The sequence below is a fragment of the Hungatella sp. SB206 genome (assembly GCF_051132295.1).
Lineage (GTDB): Bacteria > Bacillota > Clostridia > Lachnospirales > Lachnospiraceae > Hungatella > Hungatella effluvii.
On record NZ_CP096603.1, the window covers coordinates 1,005,298 to 1,024,304 of the forward strand.

Consider the following 19,007-nt stretch of genomic DNA (forward strand, 5'->3'; position numbering starts at 1 on the left):
TCAGATTAAGTGAAGCAGAAAGCGAGGCGGAGATTATGAAAATAGAGATTGGAACATTAAGACCTATCCGGGAGGCAGCCGTATTCCTTCTGGCTCTGGCGGCGTTACTGCTGCTGACGCCGGGAAAGAGAGCGGCAGCCGATGTGATCTGGACGCCGGACGATTCTTTTTACGACCAGCATTACGAAGACTGCGATTACGAGGGACGCCGTTATTACGCCAATGGCGCCGACGGATATGTGGCGGTCATGGAGAGTCCCGAGAAGAGAAATGTCCTTGATATCCTTGCCAATGGCCCTGTTCTGTACGTGTCCATGACGTATGACAAGGGCATGTCCGGGAAATGGGGACTGGTCCAGTACGTTTTAAATGACGAAGGACAGCCGGCGGAAGACTACAGCTGGGATGAGGGCGCCACCGTGGGCTGGATTAAGATGGAAGAACTCTTAAGTGTATACGACGGTTACAGCTTTGCCGAAGAGCACAGGGCAGAGATTCAGGAGACGGATGAGGGGGCGGCGCCAAAGGTGGTCATGCCGGATACGGGGACCATCTATCTCTGGGAATATCCAGGCTCGGAGATTTCATACGGAACGCTGGAATCCATGGAGAGTGAGATATCCATCAATCAGACGTACCAGGATCCGGGCGGAGATATTTGGGGCCATTCGGGCTATTATTTCGGCTATAGGAATTTCTGGATTAACTTAAGCGATCCGGGTGAGGCAAATCCGGAGTTGAAACCGCAGGAAAAACCGAAACTTATCCCTCCAGCAGATCGTAAAACGCTGGAAAGCCTTCCAAAGACAGGCAGATCCGGCCTGGGACTGCCCCTCACCGTGGCGGGGCTGATCGTCCTGACCATTGTCCTGACCGCGCTCGTAATCCGATTTATGGCGGTTAAAAAGAGGGCTGAGGAAAAAACGGCGGACGGCGGGCGGAAAGAATCTTAAAAAGGCCGCGGGAGTAGGAAATTCCATGGTAATTTTGTAAGAAAATAGTAAAGCAAAGATACCTTTCTTGTGGTAGAATGGAAACAGACTAAAGCTGAAATAACACAAGGGAGGTATTTTTCATGTCAGAAACTACGAACATTCTGGTGGTAGATGATGAAAAAGAGATTGCTGAGCTGGTAGAGATCTATCTGGTCAGTGACGGATATAAAGTATTTAAGGCTAATAACGCCATGGACGGATTGGATATTCTGGATAAAAATGAGATCCATCTGGTTCTGCTCGATATTATGATGCCGGGCATGGACGGGATGGAGATGTGCAGAAAGATCAGAGAGACAAACAACATACCGATCATCATGCTGAGCGCCAAGTCCACCGATTTAGACAAGATCATGGGACTGGGAACGGGAGCCGACGACTACGTGACGAAACCGTTTAACCCGCTGGAGCTGACGGCCCGTGTGAAGTCCCAGCTGCGCCGCTACACCCAGTTAAACCCCAACAGTGCGGTGAATGAGAAGGCGGGCAACGAGATTACCATCCGCGGACTGATTATCAACAAAGACAACCACAAAGTGACCGTTTACGGGGAAGAGATCAAGCTGACCCCGATTGAATTCGATATCCTCTATCTTCTGGCGTCCAATCCGGGCCGTGTGTTCAGCACGGATGAGATATTCGAGAAGGTGTGGAATGAAAAGGTATATGAGGCCAATAACACGGTCATGGTACATATCAGACGTCTGCGCGGCAAGATGAAGGAAGACACAAGGCAGAATAAGATTATCACCACAGTGTGGGGGGTAGGGTACAAAATTGAAAAATGATATGAACCGGCGCTTCCGCACCCGTGTGATAACAAATATTTTTTACAGCGCGGTCGTTACCGTCCTGATCGAGGTCTTTCTCGTTACCAACGTATCTCTGATCGCCACCTATATGGACAATGCGGGAATCGATAATTTCTTTATATCGATTCTCGTCTCCTTTGACGTGGTGGTTATTCTGATGTATGTGCTCTTTGGCATCCTTGTCTTTACTGTCACTTTCATGATTCTTCAGGAAAAGTCGCTCCGCTATATCACGAAGATTTCCGATGCCATGCAGAACATTTCCGAAGGGGATTTGAATGTCACCGTGGAGGTGGAAGGAGACGACGAGTTCTCTTCCATGGCTGCCAACTTAAATAAGATGGTAGAAGACTTAAAGGAGCTGATGGATAAGGAGAGAGAATCCGAGCGGACGAAGAATGAGCTGATTACCAACGTGGCCCATGACCTGCGGACTCCGCTTACCTCCATTATCGGTTACTTAGAGCTGCTTTCCGGCGACGTGAAGCTGGAACCGGAGATACAGAAAAAGTACATAAATATCGCATATGTGAAGACGAAGCGTCTGGAAAAGCTGATTGAAGACTTATTTGGGTTTACAAAGATGAATTACGGAAAGCTTTCCATGCATGTTGGCCAGGTGGATGTGGTGAAACTGCTGAGCCAGCTGCTGGAAGAGTTCTATCCCAGCTTTGTAGACAAGAATTTATCGTATGAACTTCAGAGCAACGTCCCCGTCAAGGTGATTACTGCAGATGGGAATCTGCTGGCCCGGCTTTTCGATAATCTGATTAACAATGCCATCAAATACGGCGCGGATGGAAAACGGATCATGGTGAAGCTGCACGCGGATGATGAGATTGTCACGGTTTCTGTTATTAACTATGGCTATGTGATCCCGGCGGATGAACTGCCGCTTATCTTTAACAAGTTTTACCGTGTGGAGCAGTCCCGTTCCACCAACACGGGGGGAACCGGACTTGGCCTTGCCATCTCGAAGAATATCGTGGATATGCACGGCGGTTCGATCACCGTGACCAGCGATTTATCCGGTACGGTATTTACGGTGAAACTGAAAGTGAATTTTGACGTTAACAAGGAAAACTTTGGAAAGATAGGATGACAAAAGGATGAGATTCAGAAAAAATACCCTCGTATGGGCGGTGATACTGAGCATGGCAGGCAGTGTTTTACTGCCTGCCTCCTGTGTAAATGCCTATGCTGCGCAGAATATGACAGAGCCGGCGAACAACTTAAATACCGAGTCCGATATTTATCTGGCGTCGTCACCGGTCGTGATGGACGTGACTTACGGATATGACGGGGCGGCCAAGAGCGGCCGCTATGTGCCGGTTCAGATATCCCTGGCCAATCAGGAGCAGAAGGCGTTTGAAGGGACTCTTCGAATCCAGGCAATGGAGTCCGATTATGAGATTTATGATTACGATTACCCGCTGACCCTGTCCGCAGGGGAGAACCTGGAGAAGACCCTGGACATTCCGGCAGGCAGAGGTGAGATTCTGTATGTAAAGCTGTTCGATGGAAATGGCACGGAGCTTGTACGCAAACGTCTGAGAATCAATGTGAGCCGCGAAGTCGCAGAGCTGTATGTGGGCATCCTTTCCGATTCTCCGGACAGCTTGAACTATTTAAACGGTGTGGGCGTCAATTACAGCTCGGTCAGGACGAAGACATTTAATCTGACGGCGGATACCATGCCGGATAAGGCTGTCGGGATGGATCTGCTGGATGTACTGCTGATCACGGATTACGATACGAGAAAGCTTTCAGACAGCCAGACTGACGCTGTCTGGGAGTGGGTCAGAGGGGGCGGAACGCTGTTAATCGGAACCGGCGGCCGCGCCAATGATACGCTGGCGGCGTTCCGTGAGGAGATTGTCGAGACGGCATTTCCCACGCCGGATGTGCGTTCCGTGGATATGGGCGTGGAATATGCCACCGACGGCCCGGGAGATTCCTTTATCAATCTGACCTGCGCCGACATCTCGTTAAAGGGCGGCACTGAAGTGCTGGCCAATGACGAGTTTCCGGTTCTCACATCGACTCCGAAAGGAAAGGGACTGGTGGGAGTCGCCGCCTATGACTTCGTGGATATCTCGGACTTCTGTGAGACACAGCGTTCCTACGTGGATAAGCTTCTGACTGCGCTTTTGGGAGAAGATAAGCTGAACAACTTATCCTCCTATCTCTATTACGGCAATTCCAGCAAATACTGGTCGGTTCAGGGCATTTTGAATACAGGCAATGTAGATAAGCTTCCGAATATGCCGCTGTATGTGATTGTGATTCTCGGTTATATCATTCTGGTAGGACCGGGGCTTTACCTGCTGTTAAAGAAGCAGGAGCGGAGAAGATTTTACCGGACGGGGGCGGTCGTTCTGTCCCTTACCTTTGCGGCGGTCATCTACCTTATGGGAGTCGGAACCCGGTTTAAGAATACGTTCTTCACCTACGCCACGATTCTGGATACGTCGGAGAAATCCATCGATGAATATACCTACATCAACATACGGACTCCGTATAACAAACCGTACGCGGTTTCACTGGATCCGGGCTATGACCTGCTTCCCATAACCAGAAGCTATTATTATGATATGACGCCGGTGCCCAAGTTTACAGGCACGGAGGAGAGCAGGGTGCGGGTCGAGTACGGGTTGAATGAGACAAAGATATCTGCTCAGAACGTGGTTGCCTTCACTCCCAAATATTTCTCGCTTGTGAAGAAGAGTCCCAACACCGAGCACCAGGGACTTACGGGGAATGTCACTCTGTTTGACGGCCAGATAAGCGGTACCGTGACGAACCGGTACTCGTTCCCGGTGGAAAAGGTAGGAGTGATGATGTTCGGCCAGATGATCGTGATCGATGAACTGGGGCCGGGAGAAACGATGTCGCTGGACGGTCTGAAGGTCATCAATTATCCGCTGAACAGCTCCTATTTAATTGCGGAGCGTGTGACGGGGGGCTATCAGTATGAGAAGCCGGATATCGAGGATGAGAACTACATGCTGGCACTTTCCCGGGCAAACATCCTGGGCTTCTACCTCGACACGTATGCCTCTGTCTACAGTCCGGAGGCGCGGATCGTGGCGTTCAGCAGAGAGCAGTCTGACAGCAACTTCCTGGCAAAGGGTGACTTCGATACCTACGGTATGACCATGTTCACCTCTGCCCTGGATATCAGCACGAAGAAGAACGGCTATACCTGCCGTTCGGCTCTGATGAAGGCGCCTCACGTCGTGAGCGGCCAGTATTACGCGGCCAGCAACTCTGTCTACGGCATGGACCCGACGATTTTAGAGTACTCCCTGGGGAATGACATCGAGGTGGAGAGCCTGACATTTGAAAAGATTTCGGATGAATTCCTGGAAGGTGAGAAGAACAATGGATTGTCTATGTTCAGCGGAAGCCTCTATTTCTACAATCACGATACGGGAATTTACGATCTGATGGATACCGGAAAGAGCGTCTACGCTGCAGATGAACTGGAGCCTTATCTGTCTCCTGGAAATACGATGACAATCAAATATATCTTTGACAACAACACGGATTACAGCTGGGTGACACTGCCGATGCTGACCGTCATGGGAAAGGATAAATGATGCTGGAGATCAGAAACTTAAAAAAGACATTTGGAAAATTTTATGCGCTGAACGGTCTGGACATGGACATCGGCGATGGAGCGCTATACGGATTCGTGGGGCCCAACGGAGCCGGAAAGACGACAACCATCAAGATTATGACCGGACTTTTAGAGGCGGACGAGGGGCAGGTGCTGATCGACGGTGTGAATGTAACCGGCGGCCTGTCCCAGCTGAAGCTTAAAATCGGATATGTGCCGGATTTCTTCGGCGTATACGACAATTTAAAGGTCAGTGAATACATGGAGTTTTTCGCCTCCTGCTATGGAATAGGCGGATTAAAGGCGAGAACGCGTTATATGACGCTTCTGGAACAGGTTGGACTGGAAGACAAGGTGAATTTCTATGTGGACGGCTTATCCCGCGGTATGAAGCAGAGGCTGTGCCTCGCCAGGGCGCTGATCCACGATCCGTCCCTTCTCGTCATGGATGAGCCGACCTCCGGACTGGATCCGAGAACCCGGTTTGAATTCAAGGAGATCCTAAAAGAACTGCGGGAGCAGGGAAAGACGATCCTGATCAGCTCCCATGTCCTCTCCGAGCTTTCCGAGCTCTGTACGGACATCGGGATCATCGATCAGGGAAAGATGGTCTTAAGCGGCAGCATGGAAGCGATCCTGCGCCGGGTTAATACCTCAAATCCGCTGATCATTTCCATTCTGGGGAGCAAGGAGAAGGCGCTGACGATTTTAAAGAGCCAGCCCTGCGTACAGACCATTTCCGTAAAGGAAGGCAATATCATGGTCCAGTTCGTCGGGGACGAGGAGGATGAGGCGGTTCTGCTTCAGCAGCTGGTGGATGCGGAAGTGATGGTGCACGGGTTTATCCGTGAACCGGGAAGCCTGGAATCCTTATTTATGCAGATAACTGACCACGATGTAGAAAAGGCGGTGTTAGTACATGAAAATGAATCCGGTATATAAAAGAGAGACCACGGTCAGCTCCAGAAGCTTCAGGCTGGCACTGATCATCATGGTGTTTAACGGAATTCTGGCCCTGGTGGCCCTGCTTAACATGTATTCCGTGGTTGCGAGAGTAAAGATAACAGCGGAGATCCAGTACTCCTCCTTCCTGAATCTGTATGTATTTGTAAGCGTGGTGGAGTTCGTCATGCTGATGTTCATCATGCCGGCTCTGACTGCCGGAAGCGTCAGCGGAGAGCGGGAGCGTCAGACGCTGGATTTGATGCTGACAACGACGATGAAGCCGTCGGAGATTATATTGGGAAAGCTGAGCGCGTCCTTTTCGACCATGTTTATTCTGATCGTATCCAGCTTCCCGCTGCTGGCCGTGTCCTTTGTATACGGCGGCATCACGTTTTATGACGTCTGCCTGCTTCTCCTGTGTTATGTGGCGGTAGCACTGCTCACTGGGAGCATGGGAATCTGTTTCTCGGCCATTTTCAAGCGTTCCACCATTGCGACGGTGGTAACCTACGGTATTCTGATACTGATTGCGGCGGGAACGTATGCGGTTAACGTGTTTGCACTTTCCATCGCCCGCATGAACATGAACAACACCTACATAAGCTCGGTTGGTTCCATGACGGAGCAGGCGAATTCCGGCGGATTCTTATATCTGCTGCTCCTGAATCCAGTCGCCACATTTTACGTGATGATTAACGGTCAGGCAGGAGATAACCAGGTCACCGGAAGCTTAAGCCGATGGTTTGGCCCGCATCCGGAGAATTTCATCATGAATTACTGGGTGGTCATAAGCATCATCATCCAGCTGGCTCTGTCTGCGATCTTCCTGCTGGTCGCTATTCGCGCCATCAATCCGGTCAAGAGAAAACCGGTAAAACAGCAGAAGGTAAAGAGTAAGGTGGGGGTGAGTGTTCCGGCGGCTGGCGGCCAGTCTTAAGGCGAAGCGCCGTGTCACGGTTTGGCTCATTCCCTGCAAATAAAGACTTTGAACGTGGCTGTTGGACACAAAATACGTGTGTCCGCTGGCCGCGTTCATTTTTATAGCTTGTATCCAGATTGCAGAATGCGGGAATATCAGGGATTGGCCGGACACGCTCTCTGCAAAATTTAAAAAATAAGAGGAGAAAACATATGCTGACAATTGGATGTCATTTATCATCTTCGAAAGGTTATCTTGCCATGGGAAAAGAGGCTGTGAAGATTGATGCAAATACGTTTCAGTTTTTTACCAGGAATCCGCGGGGAACGAAGGCGAAGGCCATCGATGAAAATGACGTGGAACGGTTCCTGGCATTTGCCAAGGAGAACGGGATCGAGCGGATCCTGGCCCACGCTCCTTATACGCTGAACGCCTGCTCTGCGGATGAGCATCTGCGAGAGCTTGCGAGAGATACGATGGCGGATGACTTGAGGCGTATGGAGTATACGCCCGGCAACTGCTATAATTTCCATCCGGGAAGCCATGTGGGACAGGGGGCAGAGGCGGGGATCGCGTTCATTGCGGATATGCTGAACCAGATTTTGAAACCGGAGCAGCGTACTACGGTTCTCCTTGAAACCATGTCCGGGAAAGGAAGCGAGGTGGGCCGTGAATTCGAAGAACTGCGGGAGATATTAGACCGTGTGGAGTGTAAGGAACGCATGGGCGTCTGCCTCGATACATGCCATGTGTGGGACGGAGGTTATGATATTGTAAATGATTTGGAGGGCGTCATTGGGAAGTTTGACAAGATCATCGGTCTGGAAAAGCTGAAGGCCATTCATTTAAATGACAGTCTGAATCCGCTGGGTGCCCATAAGGACCGCCATGCGAAGATCGGGGAAGGCTGTATTGGGGAGGAAGCGCTGAAGCGCGTGGTAACGCATCCGGCTTTAAAAGATCTGCCGTTTTATTTAGAGACACCGAATGAGCTTCCCGGGTATGCCAGGGAGATTGCAGTCATGAGAGAGGCAAGCAGATAAAAAATAACTTATAGTTAAAAAACAAAACCATGAATTAAAAGACACTCAATTGTATACCAGTTCGAAGCCTGCTATAATAAGACCATGAAGGGCCCTTCTTCATAGAAAACAGGAGGGATTATGTATGGCAATGAATGCGGTAATACGTGAAAAACGAAAAGAACTGGGAATGACCCAGGAGAAGGTTGCGGAGTATTTAGGAGTATCTGCGCCAGCCGTGAATAAATGGGAAAAAGGGATCACCTGCCCTGATGTTTCGTTATTGCCTGCGCTGGCCCGTCTGCTGAAAACGGATTTGAATACGCTGCTCTGCTTCAAGGAGGAATTGACGGAACAGGAGATCGCCGGATTCTGTGTAGAGGTGGCGGAGGCGGTCCGCGCGGATGGAATGAGCGCGGGTATCAGGCTGGTGCGGGAAAAGGTACAGGAATATCCTGCATGCGGTCCGCTGATTCACAGGGCTGCGATGGTGTTAGACGGAGCGTGGTTTATAAAAGGTTCGTGTTCTGAGGAGCGGGAGGAGTATGCGGAGGAGATTCTCTCTCTGTATGAGCGAGCGGCGGAGTGCGGTGATGAGAAAGTCGCCACTGGCGCCCGGTTTATGCTGGCATCGAAATATATGGTTCGTATGGAATATGAAAAGTCACAGAAGATGCTGGATTTGCTTCCGGAAAGAAACCATATGGATAAACGTCAGATCCAGGCGAATCTCTATATCAGGCAGGAAAAGCTTGATGAGGCGGCCCGCCTGATGGAGCAGACACTCATCACGCGGCTGAATGAGCTGGAGGGCGTGCTCTTAAGCCTCGCTGAAATTGCAGTGAAAGAGGGACGGCCGGAGGACGCCACAGACATAGGGGAACGCTGGAAGGCCGTTGCGGAGCAAATGGGACTGTGGAACTATAACGGGCTGGTAATCGCGCTGCAGGCGGCACTCGACCGGGAAGATGAGGCACAGAGCGTCAGAATGATCAAAGAACTTTTGAAGGCGGCGGCAACGCCGTGGGAGATGAATAACTCGCCTTTATTCCGGCATATTCCGGTTAAGGGTGTCCCGGAAACTTATACGAAGCAGATCATTCCGCCTATTTTATACGAATTCGAGAATAGCTCAAAATACGACTTCCTTCAGAGCAATGAGGAATTCAGGCAGCTGATCGAGCAGTACCGAAAGTAAAAAATCGTAATAGAAAATTTTGTAGATGGATGGAATCCCGGTATGGTATACTATACTCATATCGGGATATTTATTGTATAATAGGAAAGTATTCCTATTACACAATAAGCCCTCCGGGCAGGAGGCGCATTCTTTATTCTAATAAACGTGACAGGAGGCAGCAACATGGGAATTATAAAAGCAGTTACGACCGCGATCAGCGGTTCACTGGCAGACCAGTGGCTGGAGGTCATTGAGTCAGGTAATATGGGAGATCAGACAGTCTTCACCAGCGGCGTGAAAATCCGCAGAGGGTCCAACACGAAGGGAACGGATAATACGATTTCCGACGGTTCCGTCATCCACGTGTACCCCAATCAGTTCATGATTCTGGTAGATGGAGGCAAGATTATCGATTACACCGCGGAAGAGGGATATTATACCGTCAAGAATTCCTCCCTGCCATCCCTGTTTAACGGACAGTTCGGGGAGGCGCTTAAAGAGTCCTTTGACCGTGTGCGTTTCGGCGGCGAAACTCCTACGTCTCAGAAGGTCTATTTTATCAACCTGCAGGAGATCAAGGGAATCAAGTTCGGAACCCCGAATCCGATTAACTATTTTGACCAGTTTTATAATGCAGAACTGTTTCTTCGTGCCCACGGTACGTACTCGATCAAGGTAACGGATCCGCTGTTATTCTACGCCGAGGCTATTCCGAAAAACAAGGCAAGAGTCGAGGTAACGGATATCAATGAGCAGTATTTGTCCGAATTTTTAGAGGCGCTGCAGTCCTCCATTAATCAGATGTCGGCTGACGGGATCCGCATATCCTATGTGGCTTCCAAGGGCAGAGAGCTGGGCAATTACATGGCGGATACTCTGGACAGTCAGTGGAAGGCCATACGAGGCATGGAGATTCAGTCTGTAGGTATTGCCAGCATCTCGTATGATGAAGAGTCCAAGAATCTGATTAATATGAGAAACCAGGGAGCCATGCTGAGCGATCCCGGCGTGCGGGAAGGCTATGTTCAGGGATCGGTAGCCAGAGGCATGGAGGCAGCCGGAAGCAATGCGCACGGCTCCATGGCTGGCTTTATGGGCATGGGTGTCGGTATGAACGCGGGAGGCGGCTTCATGGGCGCAGCTTCCAATGCGAATTTACAGCAGATGCAGATGAACCAGATGGCAGGAGCGCAGCCGACGCAGGGCGCCGGCCAGGCAGGCGGCAATGGCCCGATACCGGGAACCGGAACCCCGTCCTTTGTACAGCAGGCGTCTGAGGCCAGACAGGCAGCAAGCCAGTTAGGTGACTCATGGACCTGTAAATGTGGAAATGTCAACACAGGAAAATTCTGCCCGGAATGCGGAACTCCCCGGCCAGCCGGTCCATGGACCTGTGAATGCGGAACTGCCAACAATGGAAAATTCTGTTCGGAGTGTGGAAAACCAAGACCATGAGTGCGACCATAACATATAAGTGTCCGAACTGCGGCGGTGGCCTGCAGTTTGATCCTGACAAACAGAAATATGCATGTGAATACTGTCTGTCTGAGTTTACTCAGGAAGAGCTGGAACGGCTGAGCCCGGAAGCATCGGCCGATCAGACCGGTTTTCCGTCCGCCGGTACGGCCGGAGAGGAGACGCAGGAGGACCGGAAAATGGAAGGGACCCCTGTCCTTTACACCTGTCCCAGCTGCGGCGCGGAGATCGTAACCGATGAGACTACTGCGGCCACCATGTGTTATTACTGTCACAATCCGGTAATTCTTTCCGGAAAGCTGTCAGGAGAGTATAATCCGGACTATGTCATCCCCTTTCAGCTGGACAGAGAAAAAGCGACCGCCATATTTTCCCAGTGGATGAAGAAAAAAAGATATGTGCCAAAAGCCTTTTATTCAGAGGACCAGATCCAGAAGATGTCCGGTGTGTATTTCCCGTATCTGATGTACAGCTGCCGGGTGGAAGGAGAGCTGGAGGCCCGGGCCGACAGGCTGCGAATCTGGGTGAGCGGACGGTATCAGTATACAGAGACCCAGACGTACGATATTTTCCGGGAAGGCGACATGGAAGTGAGCCATGTCACCCGTAATGCTTTAAAAAAGGCAAACAGAGAGCTGGTGGAGGGGGTTCTGCCCTATGATATGGAGAAGTTGGAACATTTTACCCCCGGTTATCTGTCAGGCTTTGTGGCAGAGCGGCGCGATATGGAGGAACAGGACTTTTCCGCTGACGTATACGGCGAGGTTCGCCAGTTTGCTCTTGATTCCCTAAAAGAAAGTGTTGGAACGTATGACCGGGTCAGCGTTCGCCGATCGGACGCGCAGCTGAGAGATGAGAAATGGGAATACGCCCTTCTTCCGGTCTGGACACTCACCTATCATGACCAGGCTAAAAACGAGATGTACTATTTTACCGTCAATGGACAAACGGGAAAAGTTTGTGGAAAACTTCCGATTGATAAGACGAAATTGTTGATACTGTTTGCAGAAATTTTCTTCCCGGTCTTTTTATTCATGCTTTTGATGGGGTATCTGATATGATGAGACGACAAAGAAATGGTGAATCCGTATACATAAAAAACGGGAGTCAGCTGCTTCGGCTGCTGCTCTTTGCCACGGCGATTCTCTTTCTGGCTGGATTCTGCATGGTGTCCACAGCCTGGGCCTCCGGGAACTCTGACCTGGCAGAAGGTAAAACCAGAGTCTTCGATCAAGCAGGACTGTTCAGCAAGGCGGAGAAAAGTTCCATGGAAGAAGAGATTACCTCCATGCGGAAAGACATGAACATGGACGTGGTGATCGTCACCACGGATGATGCAGGTGGAAAGTCGGCCGAGAGGTACAGTGAAGATTTTTACACTAACGGAAATTTCGGAACGGGAAAAGACTACAGCGGTGTGATATTCCTGATTGATATGGATAACCGGGAGCTGTATATCGCTCCTGTAGGAACGATGAACCGTTTTTTGACGGATAAGCGGTGGAATACGATTTTAGATAACGCCTATGAGGGTGCATCGAATGGGGACTATGCGGCCAGTGCCGAAGCATTTTTAGCGGGTGTCCGCAAATATTACACGGCCGGAATACCGGGCGGTCAGTACAACTACGACCGCGACACCGGTAAAATCAGCGTCTACCGCAGCATAACCTGGCCAGAGGCCGCGTTAGCCCTGGCGGTGGCCCTGCTGGCGGCCATAAGCCCCTGCATTGGTGTCAGGAACCGCTATGCGATGAAGAAAGAACGGAGGCAGGCTGAAAATTACTTAAAAGCCTACCGGGCAGACTGCCGCTTCCGTTTTTCTGCCAATACGGATAATCTGGTCAATAAGACCGTCACCCATATTGTGATTCCAAAGAATACTTCCAGCGGTCATTCCGGGGGCGGTGGGTCCTCGTCCGGCCGCAGTACGACTCATTCCTCCGGAGGACGCAGTTTTGGCGGCGGAGGAAGAAAGTTTTAGTATGTGGATAAAAATACCGGTATAGCCCGGTCGATTTCTAAAGTATCCGCGGTCACGATACAGTCATAAGCAAGAATATGGACGCCGGCCTCATGGGCCAGGCACAGCGCATCCCCGAACTGGGGATGCGTTTTTTGATTGGGAGTAAACTCCCGGATTCCCTTCATCTGGATTACAAACAGGACATAGGCCTCATATCCTGCCTTTACCGCTTCTGCCAGTTCCAGAATGTGCTTGATGCCCCGCTCGGTCGGCGCGTCGGGGAACATGGCGACGCCGTTCTCCTCCAAAGTTACACCTTTAACTTCCATAAAGGCAGGTTTCGTACGGCTCTGAAAAGCAGAGGCGGAAGAGGAGGCAAAAACCATATCAAAAGCCAGATCGAACCGGGATTGTCCATGGGTGACCTCCCTGCGAATATTGGCCAGTCTGAGCGCCGGCTGAAACTTTTCACTGTCATAGCCGTTCACCGGCAGTGTTGGCGCCTGCTCCATGGCATGAAGCCATTCCGCTGCCACCTGATTCGGAGCCTGGGAATCCATGTTGATAAGCAGGAGTTCTCCGTTTCGTTCCTTCAAGACCCCGATCAGCGAGTATTCCGTCTTTCTGCCCAGTGCCGCGGCCTCCGGATGAAACTGAAGTATTACCGCAGCGCCCGGCAGAAGCAGCTCTCTGCACCGTCCCGTGTTTTTTACATGGCAGACTACGGTTTCCTCCTCACCGCCCGTCTCTCGCCGGATAGCCACATGGGCGATAAAGCGGTTAGGCCGGCTTATAAAAGTACCCTGTATCATATGTTCATATCTCATGGTTAAAATATATCCTTTCTATACGCCTCGCAGACTATTCCTAGCATACCACATCACGTGACAAAAATAAATTGAAATGTAATGTCCTCAAACTAAAAACATATGTCCGTACTATGAAAACTTTTTTGCGGTTTCTGGTTGCACCTTCAAACAAAGTATGCTACAATTCTGGCAAGGTTTCAGACCAAAAGCATGAAAATACGGCTGAATTACAATATGTAAGAGTAAGAAAGGAAAGAGACATCATGGAATTATCCTATCAAAGCACCCGCGGCGGCGAGACCGGTGTGACGGCCTCCCAGGCAATCTTAAAGGGGCTGGCAGACGACGGCGGCTTATTTATGCCGACCTTTATCCCAAAGCTTGATAAAACGATGGAAGAGCTGGCAGGCATGACGTATCAGGAGACCGCCTATGAGGTGATGAAGCTGTTCCTCACCGACTATACGGAAGAAGAACTGAAGAACTGCATCGCCAGAGCGTATGACAGCAAATTTGACACCGGGGAGATCGCTCCTCTGGCAAAGGCGGATGGCGCTTATTTCCTGGAGTTATACCACGGGAGCACAATCGCATTTAAGGATATGGCTCTTTCCATTCTGCCGCATTTAATGATCACTGCCGCTAAGAAAAATCAGGTAAAAAACAAGATTGTAGTTTTGACAGCAACCTCCGGCGACACCGGTAAGGCCGCCATGGCTGGCTTTGCCGATGTGGAAGGAACAGCCATCATTGTCTTCTATCCAAAAGACGGCGTAAGCCGCATTCAGGAGCTTCAGATGGTGACGCAGAAGGGGGATAACACTCACGTAGTGGCAATCCACGGTAATTTCGATGATGCCCAGACCGGCGTGAAGAAAATATTCGGAGACAAGGCGTTTGCGGCTGCGCTCGCCGAAAAAGGCTGCCAGCTTTCCTCTGCGAATTCCATCAATATCGGCCGTCTCGTTCCTCAGGTTGTATATTATGTGTATGCCTATGCAAAGCTTCTGGAGGCCGGCGAGATCGAAGCAGGGGAGCAGATCAACGTGACGGTGCCTACCGGCAACTTCGGCAATATTCTTGCGGCTTATTTGGCAAAGGAGATGGGCGTCCCGGTGAAGACCCTGATCTGTGCTTCCAATGAGAATAAGGTTCTGTATGACTTTTTCCGCACGGGTACATACGACAGGAACCGCGATTTCATCCTGACGACCTCCCCATCCATGGATATTCTCATTTCCAGCAACTTAGAGCGCCTCATCTATTTAAGCGCCGGCAGCGATGCTAAGGCCAATGCAGCCCTGATGAAGGAATTGAGCGACAAGGGAAGCTACACGGTGACAGAAGAGATGCGCGGGTTCATGAAAGATTTTCTTGGAGGCTTTGCGTCGGAAGAAGAGAACCGTGCCACGATTAAAAAGATCTTCGAAGACACCGGGTACTTAATTGATACCCACACAGGTGTCGCAGCGTCTGTATACAATCATTATAAAGAAGATACAAAGGATCCTGCCAAAACCGTTATCGCGTCCACAGCCAGCCCGTATAAGTTCTCAGGAAGCGTTCTGGAGGCCATCGACGGCGTTCGGCCGGAGGAAGATGAATTTGCCATTGTGGACCGTCTGGCAGAGCTGTCAGGCGTTGCCATCCCGCAGGCTGTAGAGGAGATCCGTACAGCGCCTGTGCGCCATACCGCGGAGTGCGGAATTGATCAGATGCAGGCCACGGTAGCCGGGATTCTTTCGGTATAATCGAAAAGATGATGGTCGGAAAAGGCGATATGTAAGAAAATATGTAAGATTGTTATAAAAATCACAATTCAAAAAATATTTATCTTTGCAAATGACGCGAAATGGTATATAATGATGTAGAAATGAAATAAATATAAATCGAATTGGAGGTTTGTGATATGTTAGTTTCAGCAAAAGAAATGCTTGAAAAAGCAAGAGACGGAAAGTATGCTGTTGGCCAGTTCAACATCAACAACCTTGAGTGGACCAAAGCGGTCTTACTGACAGCAGAAGAACTGAAATCCCCGGTCATCCTTGGTGTATCCGAGGGTGCTGGTAAATACATGACAGGTTACAAGACAGTATCAGCGATGGTAAAGGCGATGATCGGTGAACTGAACATCACAGTTCCGGTAGCTTTACATCTGGATCACGGCAGCTACGAAGGCTGCTATAAATGTATCGAGGCAGGATTCTCCTCCATCATGTTCGATGGCTCTCACTATCCGATCGAAGAGAACGTTGAGAAGACGAAAGAACTCGTAGCAGTATGTGCAGAGAAAGGCATCTCCTTAGAGGCAGAAGTCGGCTCCATCGGCGGCGAGGAAGACGGCGTAGTTGGAATGGGTGAGTGTGCAGATCCGAACGAGTGCAAGCAGATTGCAGATTTGGGTGTAACCATGCTGGCTGCCGGTATCGGCAACATCCATGGCAAGTATCCGGAGAACTGGGCTGGATTAAGCTTTGAGACTCTGGCTGCCGTAAAAGACAAAGTAGGCGATATGCCGTTAGTACTTCACGGTGGTACAGGCATTCCTGAGGATCAGATCAAGAAAGCGATCAGCCTCGGCGTAGCCAAGATCAACGTAAACACAGAGTGCCAGCTGTCCTTCGCTGACGCTACCCGTAAATACATCGAAGCAGGCAAGGATTTAGCAGGCAAGGGCTTTGACCCGCGTAAACTTCTCGCACCTGGAACGGAAGCAATCAAGGCAACCGTCAAAGAGAAGATGGAATTATTTGGTTCCGTGGGAAAAGCTTAAGTTTGAATAATCCTGAATTCTTAAAAGCAATTATTAAAAAAAATACTTGCATTTTTGAGAGAAATGGTTTATTTTAATTAAGGAACGATGGCGTTCTCCTGACAGCAGGAGGGCGCCATTTCTGGTATCATAGGAATGTTCGCCCTATAAAACCAGAACCCTCCGGGGGAGGCGCACTCTGCGCCGGAGCGAGAGTCCGGAGTGACGGACTTAATCTGTCACAGATGATTGCGCGCATAACCAGGAAAAAAGAGGAGACTCGAGAAGTCTAAATCACAGACCAAATGAGAGGATGGAAAATTTATGAGCGAAGTAGTAAATGTTGCCGAAATCTTCGGTAAAAACGTATTTAACGAAACCGTCATGAGAGAGCGCTTGCCGAAATCCGTTTTCAAGAAATTAAAGAAGACGATCGAAGACGGAGCGGAACTGGACCCGTCCATCGCTGATGTTGTTGCACATGCGATGAAGGACTGGGCAATTGAGAGAGGCGCGACCCATTATACCCATTGGTTCCAGCCGCTGACCGGTATTACAGCCGAAAAGCATGACTCCTTCATTTCAGCACCGACCTCCGAGGGAAAAGTCATCATGGAATTCTCCGGAAAAGAGCTGATCAAGGGCGAACCGGACGCTTCCTCCTTCCCATCAGGCGGTTTGAGAGCCACCTTTGAGGCGAGAGGCTATACTGCATGGGATTGTACTTCACCGGCATTTTTAAGAGAAGACGCCATCGGCGTAACCCTTTGCATTCCCACCGCGTTCTGCTCTTATACAGGAGAAGCCCTGGATAAGAAGACACCTCTTTTAAAATCCATGGAGGCTGTTGACGAGCAGGCATTGAGAATTTTACGATTATTCGGCAACACCACATCCAAACGTGTGGTCCCGTCCGTAGGGGCGGAGCAGGAGTATTTCCTGGTTGACCGTGAAAAATATTTACAGAGAAAAGACTTAATTTACGCAGGCCGCACCTTATTCGGCGCCATGCCTCCCAAGGGGCAGGAGCTGGAAGATCATTATTTCGGAGCCATCCGGGAGCGTGTCGCGGCATATATGAAGGAAGTCAACGAAGAGCTCTGGCGCTTAGGCGTTCCGGCCAAGACCCAGCATAACGAGGTTGCGCCGGCTCAGCATGAACTGGCGCCGATCTACGAGCAGGTCAATGTAGCCGTAGATCATAACCAGATGGTAATGGAAACCTTAAAGAAGGTGGCCGGCCGCCACGGCTTAAACTGCCTGCTTCACGAAAAACCATTTGCCGGAGTCAACGGTTCCGGAAAACATAACAACTGGTCCCTGACCACAGAAGACGGAATCAACCTGTTAAATCCAGGTGAGACCCCTCATGAGAACATTCAGTTCCTTCTGGTGCTGTCCTGTATCTTAAAGGCCGTTGACCGTCACGCCGATCTGCTTCGTGAATCGGCGGCAGACGTTGGAAATGATCACAGACTCGGCGCCAACGAGGCACCGCCCGCTATTATTTCCGTGTTCATCGGTGAACAGCTGGAGGACGTGGTCGATCAGCTTTGCAGCACCGGCGAAGCCACCCATTCCAAGGTGGGAGGCACATTAAAGACGGGAGTCAAGACACTGCCTGATTTATTCAAGGATGCGACCGACAGAAACAGAACATCCCCGTTCGCCTTTACGGGCAACAAATTCGAATTCCGTATGGTAGGTTCCTCTGATTCCATTTCTTCCCCGAACGTGGTATTAAACACCATTGCGGCGGAGGCGTTCAAGGAAGCGGCCGACATACTGGAAAAGGCGGAGGATTTCGATACAGCGGTACATGATATGATCAAAGAGCAGCTGGCAGCCCATAGAAGAATCATCTTCAATGGAAACGGCTATGCGGACGCATGGGTGGAAGAGGCCGAGAAGAGAGGCCTTCCGAACATCAAATCCATGGTGGAAGCGATTCCGGCCCTTACCACAGAAGCATCAGTCCGGATGTTTGAAGCGTTCAACGTATTTACGAAAGCCGAACTGGAATCACGTGTTGAGATCGAATATGAGGCATACAGCAAGGCAATCAACATCGAGGCCAGAACCATGATCGATATGGCCGGCAAGCAGATTATCCCGGCGGCCGTCAAATATGCGACCATGCTGGCCGATTCCTTAAGCAAAGTACAGACCGCCTGCCCGGAGGCCGATGTGAGCGTCCAGGCCGAACTTCTGACAGAGACCTCCGCCTATCTTTCTGATATGAAGGTAGCGCTGGCAAATCTGATTGATGTAACAGAGAAATGCGGCATCATCGAAGACAATAAGGAGCAGGCCAATGCCTACCACGATATCGTAGTCCCGGCCATGGAAGCGCTCCGCGCTCCGGCGGATAAGCTTGAGATGATGGTCGATAAGGAATTATGGCCGATGCCAAGCTATGGAGATCTGATTTTCGAAGTATAAGGGAAAATAAAAAAAGAACCGCCCCCTGTCTGATGAACAGGGAGGCGGTTCCTTTTTTGCAGCCGAA

Annotated in this window: 15 protein-coding genes; 14 read left to right on the top strand and 1 reads right to left on the bottom strand. The window is 50.3% G+C overall.

From position 1 onward, the window contains the following. Nucleotides 1–35: 35 nt before the first annotated feature. The 11 genes from M1L66_RS04455 to M1L66_RS04505 all read left to right on the top strand — a co-directional run bounded on the left by M1L66_RS04455 (nucleotide 36) and on the right by M1L66_RS04505 (nucleotide 12,955). Nucleotides 36–953 carry a cell wall anchor protein gene (locus M1L66_RS04455; protein WP_434691224.1) on the top strand — a complete coding sequence of 306 codons (918 nt, stop codon included), beginning with the start codon at nucleotides 36–38 and terminating at the stop codon, nucleotides 951–953. Between the two features lie 122 nt (nucleotides 954–1,075). Further along, on the top strand, nucleotides 1,076–1,783 hold the full coding sequence (locus tag M1L66_RS04460) for a response regulator transcription factor (RefSeq protein ID WP_002601661.1): 708 nt from the start codon (nucleotides 1,076–1,078) through the stop codon (nucleotides 1,781–1,783). Next, nucleotides 1,773–2,909, top strand: coding sequence for a sensor histidine kinase (locus M1L66_RS04465; RefSeq protein WP_187022960.1), 1,137 nt, complete (start codon nucleotides 1,773–1,775; stop codon nucleotides 2,907–2,909). Before M1L66_RS04460 ends, M1L66_RS04465 begins: the two co-directional genes overlap by 11 nt. Nucleotides 2,910–2,916: 7 nt before the next feature. Continuing rightward, the gene (locus M1L66_RS04470; protein WP_187022961.1) at nucleotides 2,917–5,409 is read left to right on the top strand and encodes a hypothetical protein; all 2,493 of its coding nucleotides are present in this window, start codon (nucleotides 2,917–2,919) and stop codon (nucleotides 5,407–5,409) included. After that, on the top strand, nucleotides 5,409–6,371 hold the full coding sequence (locus M1L66_RS04475) for an ABC transporter ATP-binding protein (RefSeq protein WP_187023044.1): 963 nt from the start codon (nucleotides 5,409–5,411) through the stop codon (nucleotides 6,369–6,371). The genes M1L66_RS04470 and M1L66_RS04475 overlap by 1 nt, the downstream gene beginning before the upstream one ends. Next, entirely contained in the window at nucleotides 6,349–7,311 is a 963-nt protein-coding gene (locus M1L66_RS04480; protein ID WP_187022962.1) for an ABC transporter permease, read from the top strand. Before M1L66_RS04475 ends, M1L66_RS04480 begins: the two co-directional genes overlap by 23 nt. A 194-nt stretch (nucleotides 7,312–7,505) precedes the next feature. Beyond that, nucleotides 7,506–8,336, top strand: a complete 831-nt coding sequence (locus M1L66_RS04485; protein ID WP_187022963.1) for a deoxyribonuclease IV — start codon at nucleotides 7,506–7,508, stop codon at nucleotides 8,334–8,336. 124 nt (nucleotides 8,337–8,460) lie between these two features. Continuing rightward, a complete protein-coding gene (locus M1L66_RS04490; protein ID WP_434691229.1) occupies nucleotides 8,461–9,513 on the top strand; it encodes a helix-turn-helix domain-containing protein in 1,053 nt (350 codons plus the stop codon). Nucleotides 9,514–9,678: 165 nt separating this feature from the next. Then, on the top strand, nucleotides 9,679–10,950 hold the full coding sequence (locus M1L66_RS04495) for an SPFH domain-containing protein (protein ID WP_434691232.1): 1,272 nt from the start codon (nucleotides 9,679–9,681) through the stop codon (nucleotides 10,948–10,950). After that, entirely contained in the window at nucleotides 10,947–12,032 is a 1,086-nt protein-coding gene (locus M1L66_RS04500) for a TFIIB-type zinc ribbon-containing protein (RefSeq protein ID WP_434691234.1), read from the top strand. Before M1L66_RS04495 ends, M1L66_RS04500 begins: the two co-directional genes overlap by 4 nt. Then, nucleotides 12,029–12,955 carry a TPM domain-containing protein gene (locus M1L66_RS04505; RefSeq protein WP_434691236.1) on the top strand — a complete coding sequence of 309 codons (927 nt, stop codon included), beginning with the start codon at nucleotides 12,029–12,031 and terminating at the stop codon, nucleotides 12,953–12,955. The genes M1L66_RS04500 and M1L66_RS04505 overlap by 4 nt, the downstream gene beginning before the upstream one ends. On the opposite strand, the gene sfsA is transcribed toward M1L66_RS04505, so the two are convergent. Next, entirely contained in the window at nucleotides 12,952–13,764 is an 813-nt protein-coding gene (sfsA, locus tag M1L66_RS04510) for a DNA/RNA nuclease SfsA (RefSeq protein WP_434691239.1), read from the bottom strand. The genes M1L66_RS04505 and sfsA overlap by 4 nt on opposite strands. Before the next feature lie 245 nt (nucleotides 13,765–14,009). Between sfsA and thrC the strand changes: the two genes are divergently transcribed. The 3 genes from thrC (at nucleotide 14,010) to M1L66_RS04525 (ending at nucleotide 18,940) form a co-directional block, all read left to right on the top strand. Beyond that, a complete protein-coding gene (gene thrC / locus M1L66_RS04515; RefSeq protein WP_187022969.1) occupies nucleotides 14,010–15,497 on the top strand; it encodes a threonine synthase in 1,488 nt (495 codons plus the stop codon). A 158-nt stretch (nucleotides 15,498–15,655) separates the two neighbouring features. Beyond that, nucleotides 15,656–16,519: a class II fructose-1,6-bisphosphate aldolase gene (gene fba, locus M1L66_RS04520; RefSeq protein WP_156834068.1), complete on the top strand. Its 864-nt coding sequence runs from the start codon at nucleotides 15,656–15,658 to the stop codon at nucleotides 16,517–16,519. A 303-nt stretch (nucleotides 16,520–16,822) separates the two neighbouring features. Further along, a complete protein-coding gene (locus tag M1L66_RS04525) occupies nucleotides 16,823–18,940 on the top strand; it encodes a glutamine synthetase III (RefSeq protein WP_187022970.1) in 2,118 nt (705 codons plus the stop codon). Nucleotides 18,941–19,007 lie beyond the last annotated feature (67 nt).

Bases quoted from the DNA above. Each gene is read 5' to 3' on its own strand.
- M1L66_RS04500 (WP_434691234.1), top strand. From the start codon at position 10,947: ATGAGTGCGACCATAACATATAAGTGTCCGAACTGCGGCGGTGGCCTG.
- M1L66_RS04480 (WP_187022962.1), top strand. From the start codon at position 6,349: ATGAAAATGAATCCGGTATATAAAAGAGAGACCACGGTCAGCTCCAGA.
- M1L66_RS04495 (WP_434691232.1), top strand. From the start codon at position 9,679: ATGGGAATTATAAAAGCAGTTACGACCGCGATCAGCGGTTCACTGGCA.
- M1L66_RS04490 (WP_434691229.1), top strand. From the start codon at position 8,461: ATGGCAATGAATGCGGTAATACGTGAAAAACGAAAAGAACTGGGAATG.
- M1L66_RS04470 (WP_187022961.1), top strand. From the start codon at position 2,917: ATGAGATTCAGAAAAAATACCCTCGTATGGGCGGTGATACTGAGCATG.
- fba (WP_156834068.1), top strand. From the start codon at position 15,656: ATGTTAGTTTCAGCAAAAGAAATGCTTGAAAAAGCAAGAGACGGAAAG.
- M1L66_RS04455 (WP_434691224.1), top strand. From the start codon at position 36: ATGAAAATAGAGATTGGAACATTAAGACCTATCCGGGAGGCAGCCGTA.
- M1L66_RS04460 (WP_002601661.1), top strand. From the start codon at position 1,076: ATGTCAGAAACTACGAACATTCTGGTGGTAGATGATGAAAAAGAGATT.
- M1L66_RS04505 (WP_434691236.1), top strand. From the start codon at position 12,029: ATGATGAGACGACAAAGAAATGGTGAATCCGTATACATAAAAAACGGG.
- M1L66_RS04485 (WP_187022963.1), top strand. From the start codon at position 7,506: ATGCTGACAATTGGATGTCATTTATCATCTTCGAAAGGTTATCTTGCC.
- sfsA (WP_434691239.1), bottom strand. From the start codon at position 13,764: ATGAGATATGAACATATGATACAGGGTACTTTTATAAGCCGGCCTAAC.
- M1L66_RS04475 (WP_187023044.1), top strand. From the start codon at position 5,409: ATGCTGGAGATCAGAAACTTAAAAAAGACATTTGGAAAATTTTATGCG.
- M1L66_RS04525 (WP_187022970.1), top strand. From the start codon at position 16,823: ATGAGCGAAGTAGTAAATGTTGCCGAAATCTTCGGTAAAAACGTATTT.
- thrC (WP_187022969.1), top strand. From the start codon at position 14,010: ATGGAATTATCCTATCAAAGCACCCGCGGCGGCGAGACCGGTGTGACG.